Raw genomic sequence first — 11,832 nt, 5'->3', positions numbered from 1 at the left:
CCCGCCCCCCACGGCGCCGGCCCGCCGTCACGCGCCCGGGCCCCCTCGCCCCGTTCGACGCGCGATGCGCGACGCACGCGCGCCACCGCTCGGCCCATACCACCAGTCGAGATGATCGAGATGCCGCAGCAGTCTCGCCCGGCGCCATTCGCGCCAATGGTGCATGACTGCCATCGGCAGCGCGAGCGCGAAACCGCCTATCGCGAAGCCCATCCATGATTCGCCCATGTCTCCCCCGAAATGTGAGGCAATGGCGCTGCATTCGCATCGCGATGGCAAGGGAACCGCAGGTCCGGCCACGCCGTTTCCGGCGCCAACGTGCGCCGGAGAGCGAAGCCCGATCGACATTCCCGCCATGCGTGGCGCGTGCAGCCGACGCATGAAACAGCGTGAGCGCATGCCCGGACGTCACGTTCGACGCCCGGGCCGCGATGCGTTACTGCATGTGCTGGCCACCGTTGATGGCGATGTTGGAGCCGGTCACGAAACCCGCCTCTTCCGAGCACAGATAGGCGACGAGTGCCGCCACTTCCTCGGGCCGGCCGAGGCGGCCAGCCGGAATCTGCGGCAGGATCTTCGTGTCGAGGATCTCCTGCGGAATGGCCGTCACCATCTTCGTCGCGAGATAGCCCGGCGAAATCGTGTTCACCGTCACGCCCTTGCGAGCCACCTCCAGCGCGAGCGACTTGGTGAAGCCGTGCATGCCGGCCTTGGCCGCCGCGTAGTTGGTCTGCCCGATCGAGCCCTTCGAGCCGTTGACGGACGAGATGTTGATGATTCGCCCCCAGCCGCGTTCGGCCATGCCCTCGCACACCGGCTTCGTCATGTTGAAGACGGAATCCAGGTTGGTGCGGATGACCGCATCCCAGTTGACCTTGTCGAGTTTCTTGAGCGTCAGGTCGCGCGTGATGCCGGCGTTGTTCACCAGAATGTCGACCGGCCCGACTTCACGCACGATCGTCGACACGCATTGCTGGCACGAGTCATAGTCGGCGACGTCGACCGGATAGGCGCGAAATGCCTTGCCCGCGGCGTCCATCGCGGCGAGCCATGCGTCGACGCCGCTGTTGTTCGGCGAGTGGGTGACGACCACCTTGTAGCCCGCTTCGTGTAGCTTGACGCTGATGGCCTCGCCGAGGCCGCCCATTCCACCGGTAACGACTGCAATTCTGTTAGTCATCCTGTTTATCACCCTGAATCTGCATGATGATTGAAGATGCGACGCGGCTGCCTGGCACTGGCCGCCGCGTGCACTGTCGCGATGTGCGATCGCGCCGGGCCGGCCGCGATGAACGCATCGGTGAAATCGCGCGCATTGTTGTAAGCGACTTGTAGTGCGCGAATGGAAGGCGCCGCATCCATCGGGATGGCTCGCGCCGTGCACCTGGACGACGTTGCACGACGTCCGGGGGCAATGCGCGAGCAGCCGACGAACACGCCGCTCCGTGTCGTGCCGCACCACGGCACGACACGGGGTTATGCGGTTTCTTCGGGTACCGCCGGTTCGCGGCGCGTGTTGCCGGCCCGCGGCGCCGCCGTCCCGGCCGGAGCCGACGCGGCAACGGCGCCGAGGCTGTGTTGCGCCGACTCGATCACGCGCCCGGTGACGGCGTGCACCGTTTCGGCCGCCGCAGCAGCCGTGGACAACGCCGAATTCACCACGGCGACGACCGCGGCCGAGCCGGCCGGCGCGTTCTTCGTCAGTTGGCCCAGCGTGTCCTTCACGCGTTTGTCGGTCTGCGCGTGTTGCGCTTGCGCGACCTTCATCCACTCGGCCTGCGTGGCGGCAGCGATGTCGAACAACTGACGCCCGTACGACGCCGCCTTGCCGGCGACCTGCTGCGACGCGCCCAGTTGTCGGGTCAGATACTCGCCCGGATTGCCGCCGCCGAATGCGCCCTTCAGGTTGTCTTCGCATTCCGCGAACGTCGCCCTGGCCGTCTGCACATTGAGATCGACCACTGCCTCGACACCCTTGAATGCGGGATTTGCCCACGCAAACCATGCGTCGACGCCGGACTTGAGATCGGCCATCAGTTGTTCTGCTGCGAAAACGGTCATCAGACAAGCTCCTTTGTCAGCAATGCGAAAAAAGTTCCAGATACCCGAAATGGAGGGGGATTGATCAGCGTCCCAATTTACCGCGTCAAAATTATTATGTTTCCAGAAATTAGGTAGCCTATTCTCCGGGCGGAAATTGTCAATTAAATGTCACCAATGCCTAGGAAAAACCCTGAGCGCGCAAATTTTAGATTCCGGCTCGATTAATCGTGAAATGTCGCACCGGTGTGACGCTCATGTGCCGCGGCGCGCGGCGTTCCGGCGCGGCACGCCACAGCGCGGCGCCGCACGGCAGAATAAGACAAGGCACGAATATCGTGATGCCGCTGGCCTCATGACGCCGGATGGCGGCTCACTACGGATCGACACATTAAAGTACCGCATCGCCTGGAAATAATTACTCGACAATGACTGCCAAGACAGCTACCGGTAAATTATTCGCACTGCCGGCCGGCATCGGAGATGCGCATCTCTTTAATACGCCCCCGACCATGAGCTTTTAGTCGTTAATACCGGAAACGGCAAGTATTTTTCGGACGATTGGCGTTTTATGATTATATTTATCCGGCCAATTCCTGGTGCAGCGCCCGAAACTCCTGCGCCAGCTTGTGCGCCGGCTCGAGGTGAATCACCGGCGTGGCCGCCTGATGCGATTCGCGGATCTTCACCGACGACGACAGCCGCGAAGCCAGCACCGGCAAGCCCTCGCCGATGAGTTCCTCGACGAGTTTCTGCGGCAGGCTCGCGCGCGGCTGGAACTGGTTGATGACGATCCCCTCCACCTCCAGCGCCGCGTTGTGATCCTGCTGGATCTCCTTGACGTTCTCCAGCAGCGTGTAAAGCGCGCGACGCGAGAAGTCGTCGCAGTCGAACGGGATCAGGCAGCGCTCGACCGCGATCAGCGCGGAGCGGGTGTAGAAGTTGAGCGCGGGCGGCGTGTCGATGTAGACGGCGTCATAGACGTCGGCAAGTTCGTTCAGCGCGTCGCGCAGCTTGTAGATCTTGTAGCGGGATTCGAGCTTGCCGTGCAGCGTGTCGAGATCCGGGTGCGCCGGCATCACGTCGAGGTTCTCGAACGGTGTCGGATGGATGAAGGACTGGACGTCGACCGGCCGGAAATTGAAGGTCAGCGCGGTCTCGAAGAAGTCGGCGACGGTGGGGCTGGCGTCGGCCGCGCGCGCGCCGAGCAGATACTGGCTGGAATTCGCCTGCGCGTCGAGATCGATCACGAGCGTGCGCAGCCCCTCGCTCGCGCTGATCGCCGCGAGGTTGCAGACGATCGTTGATTTGCCTACGCCACCCTTCTGATTGAATACGACGCGCCGCATGGTCCCCTCTCGCTCGAAGCCGGACGAAACGGCCATCATACCCGAGCCGGACGGCGATTCCCGTGAGTGCGCGGCAGGTCATTTTGACCGGGTCGGGCAGCCGGGGACTTCTTCAGCGTGAGAATGCCATCGTCCGCAGCGGCCTCGGACGGCCTGCCCGCTGCTTCACATCACGAAATCCTGACTCGATATGCTCCACCTCGCGTCAGGGGACGATCCGGAAGCGCGGTCGAGCGGCTTGGCGCGGATCGTTTCCGCTCTTGCCGACGATCGTCGGAATTTCCCTGAATACCTTGTGCGACAAGGCACTCGGGCAAACTGCCGGACTTCGCACGAAAAGTGCGAATGCCCGCCGCGACCATCATTACCCCTGTTTTTTGCAACTCTTATATAAGATATAAGATCTTTGACGTTGCATGATATTGAGACTAGAATCGCGATCGAAGCAATGCCCGGAACAGCCTCGGAGTGCCTGAAAAGCCTCCCCCTGAAACGTCATATCAGCAGGTCCCCCCATGCTTGAAAACTTTCGTGCTCACGTGGCCGCCCGCGCCGCGCTCGGTATTCCTCCCCTGCCGCTGACGGCTCAGCAAACCGCCGAACTGGTGGAACTGCTGACGAACCCGCCCGCCGGCGAAGAGCAGACCCTGCTCGACCTGATCACCCACCGTGTGCCCGCCGGCGTCGACGAAGCCGCCCGCGTGAAGGCTGGCTTCCTGGCCGCCGTGGCCAAAGGCCAGACCGCCTGCGCGCTGATCTCGCGCGAGCGCGCCACCGAACTGCTCGGCACGATGCTGGGCGGCTACAACATCCAGCCGCTGATCGAGCTGCTGTCCGACGAAGCCGTGGCCGCCGTAGCCGCCAACGCGCTGAAGAAGACCCTCCTGATGTTCGACCAGTTCCATGACGTCCAGGAACTGGCCGAGAAGGGCAACGTTCACGCCAAGGCCGTGCTGCAAAGCTGGGCCGACGCCGAATGGTTCACCAGCCGTCCGGAAGTGCCGCAAAGCCTGACCATCACCGTCTTCAAGGTGACGGGCGAAACCAACACCGACGACCTGTCGCCGGCCCCGGACGCCACCACCCGCCCGGACATCCCGATGCACGCGCTGGCGATGCTGAAGAACGCCCGTCCCGGCATCACCCCGGAAGAAGACGGCAAGCGCGGCCCGGTCAAGTTCATCGAGTCGCTGAAGGAAAAGGGTCACCTGGTCGCGTACGTGGGCGACGTGGTCGGCACCGGCTCCTCGCGCAAGTCGGCCACCAACTCGGTGCTGTGGTTCACGGGTGAAGACATCCCGTTCGTCCCGAACAAGCGCTTCGGCGGCGTGTGCCTGGGCGGCAAGATCGCCCCGATCTTCTACAACACGATGGAAGACGCCGGCGCACTGCCGATCGAACTCGACGTGTCGCAGATGGAAATGGGCGACGTGGTCGAACTGCGCCCGTACGAAGGCAAGGCCCTGAAGAACGGCCAGGTGATCGCCGAGTTCCAGGTCAAGTCCGACGTGCTGTTCGACGAAGTGCGCGCCGGCGGCCGCATTCCGCTGATCATCGGCCGCGGCCTGACCGCCAAGGCGCGCGAAGCGCTGGGCCTGGCCCCGTCGACCCAGTTCCGCCACCCGCATCAGCCGGTCGACACCGGCAAGGGCTTCTCGCTGGCCCAGAAGATGGTCGGCCGCGCGTGCGGCCTGCCGGCAGGCCAGGGCATCCGCCCGGGCACGTACTGCGAACCGAAGATGACCTCGGTGGGCTCGCAGGACACCACGGGCCCGATGACCCGCGACGAACTGAAGGACCTGGCGTGCCTGGGCTTCTCGGCCGACCTCGTGATGCAGTCGTTCTGCCACACCGCCGCTTATCCGAAGCCGGTGGACGTGAAGACGCACCACACGCTGCCGAACTTCATCAGCACCCGTGGCGGCATCGCGCTGCGCCCGGGCGACGGCGTGATCCACTCGTGGCTGAACCGCATGCTGCTGCCCGACACCGTGGGCACCGGCGGCGACTCGCACACCCGCTTCCCGATCGGCATCAGCTTCCCGGCCGGTTCGGGCCTGGTCGCCTTTGCCGCTGCCACCGGCACGATGCCGCTGGACATGCCGGAATCGGTGCTGGTCCGCTTCAAGGGCAAGATGCAGCCGGGCGTGACCCTGCGTGACCTGGTCAACGCGATTCCGCTGTACGCGATCAAGCAGGGCATGCTGACGGTTGCCAAGCAAGGCAAGAAGAACATCTTCTCGGGCCGCATTCTCGAAATCGAAGGCCTGCCCGACCTGAAGGTCGAGCAAGCGTTCGAACTGTCGGATGCGTCCGCCGAGCGCTCGGCCGCCGGTTGCACGGTCCACCTGAACAAGGAACCGATCATCGAATACCTCAACAGCAACATCACGCTGCTGAAGTGGATGATCGCCGAGGGCTACCAGGACCCGCGCAGCCTGCAGCGCCGCATCAAGGCGATGGAGCAGTGGCTGGCCGACCCGCAACTGCTGTCGCCGGATGCAGACGCCGAATACGCGGCCGTCATCGAGATCGACCTGGCCGACGTCCACGAGCCGATCGTGGCATGCCCGAACGATCCGGACGACGTGAAGACGCTGTCCGACGTGGCCGGCGCCAAGATCGACGAAGTGTTCATCGGCTCGTGCATGACCAACATCGGTCACTTCCGTGCCGCGTCGAAGCTGCTGGAAGGCAAGCGCGACATCCCGGTCAAGCTGTGGGTGGCTCCGCCGACCAAGATGGACCAGAAGCAGCTGACCGAGGAAGGCCACTACGGCGTCTTCGGCACGGCCGGTGCCCGCACCGAAATGCCGGGCTGCTCGCTGTGCATGGGCAACCAGGCACAGGTGCGCGAAGGCGCGACGGTCATGTCGACGTCGACCCGTAACTTCCCGAACCGCCTGGGCAAGAACACGAACGTGTACCTCGGCTCGGCGGAACTGGCGGCGATCTGCTCGCGTCTGGGCAAGATCCCGACCAAGGACGAGTACATGGCCGACATCGGCGTGATCAACGCCAACGGCGACCAGATCTACAAGTACATGAACTTCGACCAGATCGAAGACTTCAAGGAAGTCGCCGACACCGTGAAGATCTAAACGTGCTGTCGGGCTACGGCGGGTTGTTTTCGTCGTAGCGCCACGGAATGGCGCCTCGGGCTTATCGCCCGCGGCGCCATTTTTTTTGCGTTGCCGCCGGAAACCTGGCGCGGGCAGGAGTCGCACCGGGATGCCACGCATCCCGGATAGATATAAAAAACCCCGCCGGAAGGCGGGGTTCATTGTTACGGCTTGCGGTTGCGGGACCTCAGAACGGAATATCGTCGTCCATTTCATCGAACCCGCCGCCTGCCGGCGCGCTCGGACGGCTCTGCGCTGCGCCGCCGCCACGGGCCGCGCCGCCTGCACGGCCACCGCCGCCACGCTCCATCTGCTCGCCACGGCCGCCACCGCCGCCATAGCCACCGCCGTAACCGCCTTCATCACCGCCACCGCCGCCGCCGCCCGAACCACCACGGCCGCCGAGCATCTGCATCTGGTCGGCGACGATTTCCGTCGAGTACCGGTCCTGCCCGTCCTGGCCTTGCCACTTGCGGGTACGGATACGGCCTTCGATATAGACCGACGAGCCTTTCTTCAGGTACTCGTTGACGATCTCCGCGAGGCGGCCGAAGAACGCCACGCGGTGCCACTCGGTCATTTCCTTGAATTCGCCGCTCGCCTTGTCCTTGTAGCGATCGGTCGTCGCGAGACGGATGTTCGCGACCGCGTCCCCGCTCGGCAGGTAGCGCACTTCGGGATCGGCGCCGAGATTGCCGACGAGAATGACCTTGTTGACGGATGCCATGTGTTTCTCCAAAAAATTCGATGCCGAGCGGCACGCAGGGCCGCTCGCGGGTTCCGTCGGCCGGCTCTCCGGGGAACGCGCCGCCGGCGCCGGCTCGGGTCAGGTGTCAGGCCTTGCGCGGCGGCGGCTTCATGCCGGCCGCGATTATAAGCCACGCGGCAACGAGCCCCGAGCACGTCAGGAACACGGTGTCCGCGCCGCCGTGCTTCAGCAGCCAGCCGCCCGCCACGCCGCCGAGCGCGAGCCCGATCGACTGCGTCGTGTTGTACACGCCGGTGGCCGCGCCCTTGCGCGAGCCGGGCGCGAGCTTCGACACCAGCGAAGGCTGCGACGCCTCCAGGATGTTGAAGCCGAGGAAGTAGACGAACAGGATCGCCGCGATAATCAGAATGGTATGCGGCGCCGTGCCCAACAACAATTGGCCGATCAGGATAGCCGCGATGCCGCCGAGCAGCACCGGCTTCATCTTGCCCCTTTTCTCGGCGACGATGATCGCGGGCACCATCATCACGAACGACAGCCCCATCACCGGCAGGTAGATCTTCCAGTGCGTCGCGACCGGCAGCCCCGCGTCGACGAGCAGGCGCGGCACGACGAGAAACAGCGCGGTCTGCGTCGCGTGCAGCGCGAGCACGCCGAAGTTCAGGCGCAGCAGCTCGACGTTGTGCAGCACTTCCGCGAACGGCGCGGGCACGTGCACCGGCTTCTGCGCGTTCGGCACCACCCACAGCACGACGCCGATCGCGAGCACCGACAGCACGCCGACGAGCGTGAACAGCCCGCTCATGCCGACCCAGTGGAACACGATCGGCGCGCCGACGATCGCGACCGCGAACGACACGCCGATGCTGCCGCCCACCATCGCCATCGCCTTCGTGCGGTTCTGCTCGGAGGTCAGGTCGGCGATGTACGCGAGCACCGCGGACGATACGGCCCCCATCCCCTGAATGACCCGGCCGACGATGATCCACGTGATGTCGTGCGCGAACGCGGCGACGAAGCTGCCGATCGCGAAGATGAGCAGGCCCGTCGCGATCACCGGCTTGCGGCCGAACTTGTCGGACGCCCAGCCGTAGAAGATGTACAGCAGCGATTGCGTGACGCCGTATGCGCCGAGCGCGATGCCGACGAGCAGCACGTTGTCGCCGCCCGGGATGGTTTTCGCGTAAACGGAGAACACCGGCATGATCATGAACAGGCCGAGCATGCGCAGCGCGAAAATCGCCGCGAGCGACGCGGTCGCGCGCAGCTCGGGCGCAGTCATTCGGGAAGACGTGGCGGACGGATTGGACATCGGGATTGCGTTTCGATGGGTCGAAATGCCGGCGGCTGCGGGCGGCTGAAGATTCGGACCGTTGGCAGGGCCGTCGGTCCGGCCCCGTCGAGCGGCCGCCTGGCGACGGTATGCCCCGCGCGAAGCCGGTCTGGCGCGGCCGATCGCGGACGCGCTCACCGCCCTGCAGACAGCTGCTGCCAAGGCCGGGAGCCCCCAACGACGGTCTCGAAAAGCCGTTATAGTAGCAGGTTTGGTTTCCTCCTCTTTCGCCAGGTTCATGGAACAAATCCGTATCCGTGGGGCACGCACCCACAACCTGAAGAACGTCAATCTCGACCTGCCGCGCCACAAGCTGGTCGTGATTACCGGCCTGTCCGGATCGGGCAAGTCGTCGCTCGCTTTCGATACCCTCTATGCAGAAGGCCAGCGCCGCTACGTCGAGAGCCTGTCGGCGTACGCGCGCCAGTTCCTGCAATTGATGGAAAAGCCGGACGTCGACCTGATCGAGGGCCTGTCGCCCGCGATCTCGATCGAGCAGAAGGCGACGTCCCACAACCCGCGCTCGACGGTCGGCACGGTCACGGAAATCCACGACTACCTGCGGCTCCTGTACGCGCGGGTCGGCACGCCGTACTGCCCGGACCACGAAACCCCGCTCGAGGCGCAAAGCGTGTCGCAAATGGTCGACGCCGCGCTCGCGCTGCCGGAGGAAACCAGGCTGATGATCCTCGCGCCCGTCGTCGCGAACCGCAAGGGCGAGCACGCCGAGCTGTTCGAGGACATGCAGGCGCAGGGCTTCGTGCGTTTTCGGGTGCGCTCGGGCGGCGGCACCGCGAATGAAGGCGTCGCGAAGATCTACGAGGTGGATTCGCTGCCGAAGCTCAAGAAGAACGACAAGCACACGATCGACGTCGTCGTCGACCGCCTGAAGGTGCGCCCGGACATGAAGCAGCGCCTCGCCGAGTCGTTCGAGACCGCGCTGCGCCTCGCCGACGGCCGCGCGATCGCGCTCGAGATGGATACGGACAAGGAATACCTGTTCAGCTCGAAGTTCGCGTGCCCGGTCTGCTCGTATTCGCTGCAGGAGCTGGAGCCGCGGCTGTTCTCGTTCAACAACCCGATGGGCGCGTGCCCGGAATGCGACGGCCTCGGCCAGATCACGTTCTTCGATCCGAAGCGGGTCGTCGCGCATCCGTCGCTGTCGCTCGCGGCAGGCGCGGTGAAGGGCTGGGACCGGCGCAACCAGTTCTACTTCCAGATGCTGCAGAGCCTCGCGGCGTTCTACGACTTCGACATCGACACTGCATTCGAGGACCTGCCCGAGAAGATCAGGAAGGTGCTGCTGTCCGGCTCCGGCAAGCAGACGATCCCGTTCTCGTACATCAACGAGCGCGGCCGCACGACGGTCCGCGAGCATGTATTCGAAGGGATCATCCCGAACCTCGAACGCCGCTACCGCGAGACCGATTCGGTCGCGGTGCGCGAAGAGCTGTCGAAATACCAGAACAACCAGCCGTGCCCGTCGTGCGACGGCACCCGCCTGCGCCGCGAGGCGCGCTACGTGCGGCTCGGCGCGGGCGACTACGCGCGCGGGATCTACGAAGTGAGCAGCTGGCCGCTGCGCGACGCGCTCGGCTACTTCGACGGCCTCACGCTCGACGGCGCAAAGCGCGAGATCGCCGACAAGGTGATCAAGGAAATCGTCGCGCGGTTGACGTTCCTCAACAATGTCGGCCTCGATTACCTGTCGCTGGAGCGCAGCGCCGAAACGCTGTCGGGCGGCGAGGCGCAGCGCATCCGGCTCGCGTCGCAGATCGGCTCCGGCCTGACCGGCGTGATGTACGTGCTCGACGAGCCGTCGATCGGCCTGCACCAGCGCGACAACGACCGGCTGATCGCGACGCTCAAGCACCTGCGCGACCTCGGCAACTCGGTGATCGTCGTCGAGCACGACGAGGACATGATCCGCACCGCCGACTACGTCGTCGACATGGGTCCGGGCGCGGGCGAGCACGGCGGCCAGGTGGTCGCCGAAGGCACGCCGAAGCAGGTGCAGGCCGACCCGGCGTCGCTGACGGGCCAATACCTGTCCGGCAAGCGCACGATCGACTTCCCCGACGAGCGGATCGCGCCCGATCCCGCGCGGATGCTGCGCATCGTCGACGCGCACGGCAACAACCTGAAGCACGTCACGCTCGAGCTGCCGGTCGGCCTGCTGGCCTGCATCACCGGCGTGTCGGGCTCCGGCAAGTCGACGCTGATCAACGACACGCTGTACCACGCGGTCGCGCGCCACCTGTACGGCTCGTCGGCCGAGCCGGCGCCGCACGAGGCGATCGAGGGCCTCGAGCACTTCGACAAGGTGATCAACGTCGACCAGTCGCCGATCGGCCGCACGCCGCGCTCGAATCCGGCCACGTATACCGGCGTGTTCACGCCGATCCGCGAGCTGTTCTCGGGCGTGCCGACCTCGAAGGAGCGCGGCTACGATCCGGGCCGCTTCTCGTTCAACGTGAAGGGCGGCCGCTGCGAGGCGTGCCAGGGCGACGGCGTGCTGAAGGTCGAGATGCACTTCCTGCCGGACGTCTACGTGCCGTGCGACGTCTGCCACGGCAAGCGCTACAACCGCGAGACGCTCGAAGTCCAGTACAAGGGCAAGAACATCAGCGAGGTGCTCGACATGACGGTCGAGCACGCGTATGAATTCTTCAACGCGGTGCCCGTCGTCGCGCGCAAGCTGAAGACGCTGCTCGACGTCGGCCTCGGCTACATCCGCCTCGGCCAGTCGGCGACGACGCTGTCGGGCGGCGAGGCGCAGCGCGTGAAGCTGTCGCTCGAGCTCTCCAAGCGCGACACCGGCCGCACGCTGTACATCCTCGACGAGCCGACGACCGGCCTGCATTTCCACGACATCGCACTGCTGCTCGAAGTGATCCACCGGCTGCGCGACCAGGGCAACACGGTCGTGATCATCGAGCACAATCTCGACGTGATCAAGACGGCCGACTGGGTGATCGATCTCGGCCCGGAAGGCGGCGCGGGCGGCGGACAGATCATCGCGCAAGGCACGCCGGAACAGGTCGCGAAGACCAAGGCGAGCTTCACCGGCAGGTACCTCGCGCCGCTGCTCAAGCGCAGCGGCAAGTAGGCGGCGGGGCGCCTCCCGTCCATCGCGCGCGGCCGCCCCGGCCGCGCGCCGGTTTCTCCCTCGCTCCGCCGCCTGTCCGGCGCGCCGCGCCGCGTGCCCCTGTGTTTACACCACGCGCGAAACACAGTATTCCGGACCATAATGGACGCTATACTTTACGGTCGTAAGGT

At 65.2% G+C, this 11,832-nt stretch carries 7 protein-coding genes; 2 read left to right on the top strand and 5 right to left on the bottom strand.

Features of this window, described 5'->3' with window-relative positions:
* Window positions 1-436: 436 nt before the first annotated feature.
* The 3 genes from phbB to LIG30_RS10415 all read right to left on the bottom strand — a co-directional run bounded on the left by phbB (window position 437) and on the right by LIG30_RS10415 (window position 3,389).
* Window positions 437-1,180, bottom strand: a complete 744-nt coding sequence (gene phbB / locus LIG30_RS10425; protein WP_038711867.1) for an acetoacetyl-CoA reductase — start codon at window positions 1,178-1,180, stop codon at window positions 437-439.
* Between the two features lie 296 nt (window positions 1,181-1,476).
* Window positions 1,477-2,061, bottom strand: a complete 585-nt coding sequence (locus LIG30_RS10420; protein ID WP_038711866.1) for a phasin family protein — start codon at window positions 2,059-2,061, stop codon at window positions 1,477-1,479.
* Window positions 2,062-2,621: 560 nt separating this feature from the next.
* Window positions 2,622-3,389, bottom strand: coding sequence for a ParA family protein (locus LIG30_RS10415; protein ID WP_038711864.1), 768 nt, complete (start codon window positions 3,387-3,389; stop codon window positions 2,622-2,624).
* Between the two features lie 515 nt (window positions 3,390-3,904).
* Here LIG30_RS10415 and acnB point away from each other — a divergent pair.
* Window positions 3,905-6,490, top strand: a complete 2,586-nt coding sequence (gene acnB / locus LIG30_RS10410; RefSeq protein ID WP_038711863.1) for a bifunctional aconitate hydratase 2/2-methylisocitrate dehydratase — start codon at window positions 3,905-3,907, stop codon at window positions 6,488-6,490.
* 208 nt (window positions 6,491-6,698) lie between these two features.
* Here the strand turns inward: acnB and LIG30_RS10405 are convergent, their stop codons facing one another.
* A complete protein-coding gene (locus tag LIG30_RS10405) occupies window positions 6,699-7,238 on the bottom strand; it encodes a single-stranded DNA-binding protein (RefSeq protein ID WP_038711862.1) in 540 nt (179 codons plus the stop codon).
* Window positions 7,239-7,344: 106 nt separating this feature from the next.
* The gene (locus LIG30_RS10400) at window positions 7,345-8,532 is read right to left on the bottom strand and encodes an MFS transporter (protein ID WP_038711860.1); all 1,188 of its coding nucleotides are present in this window, start codon (window positions 8,530-8,532) and stop codon (window positions 7,345-7,347) included.
* Window positions 8,533-8,791: 259 nt separating this feature from the next.
* Between LIG30_RS10400 and uvrA the strand changes: the two genes are divergently transcribed.
* Window positions 8,792-11,662 carry an excinuclease ABC subunit UvrA gene (gene uvrA / locus LIG30_RS10395; protein WP_038711859.1) on the top strand — a complete coding sequence of 957 codons (2,871 nt, stop codon included), beginning with the start codon at window positions 8,792-8,794 and terminating at the stop codon, window positions 11,660-11,662.
* Window positions 11,663-11,832: the final 170 nt, after the last annotated feature.

The organism is Burkholderia sp. lig30, from assembly GCF_000687455.2.
Taxonomy (GTDB): domain Bacteria; phylum Pseudomonadota; class Gammaproteobacteria; order Burkholderiales; family Burkholderiaceae; genus Burkholderia.
This window is presented reverse-complemented; position numbering and strand designations above follow the sequence as displayed.

What these genes read in the sequence shown, in the direction of transcription:
- phbB (WP_038711867.1), bottom strand. Translation starts at nt 1,180, where the DNA reads ATGACTAACAGAATTGCAGTCGTTACCGGTGGAATGGGCGGCCTCGGC.
- LIG30_RS10420 (WP_038711866.1), bottom strand. Translation starts at nt 2,061, where the DNA reads ATGACCGTTTTCGCAGCAGAACAACTGATGGCCGATCTCAAGTCCGGC.
- LIG30_RS10415 (WP_038711864.1), bottom strand. Translation starts at nt 3,389, where the DNA reads ATGCGGCGCGTCGTATTCAATCAGAAGGGTGGCGTAGGCAAATCAACG.
- acnB (WP_038711863.1), top strand. Translation starts at nt 3,905, where the DNA reads ATGCTTGAAAACTTTCGTGCTCACGTGGCCGCCCGCGCCGCGCTCGGT.
- LIG30_RS10405 (WP_038711862.1), bottom strand. Translation starts at nt 7,238, where the DNA reads ATGGCATCCGTCAACAAGGTCATTCTCGTCGGCAATCTCGGCGCCGAT.
- LIG30_RS10400 (WP_038711860.1), bottom strand. Translation starts at nt 8,532, where the DNA reads ATGTCCAATCCGTCCGCCACGTCTTCCCGAATGACTGCGCCCGAGCTG.
- uvrA (WP_038711859.1), top strand. Translation starts at nt 8,792, where the DNA reads ATGGAACAAATCCGTATCCGTGGGGCACGCACCCACAACCTGAAGAAC.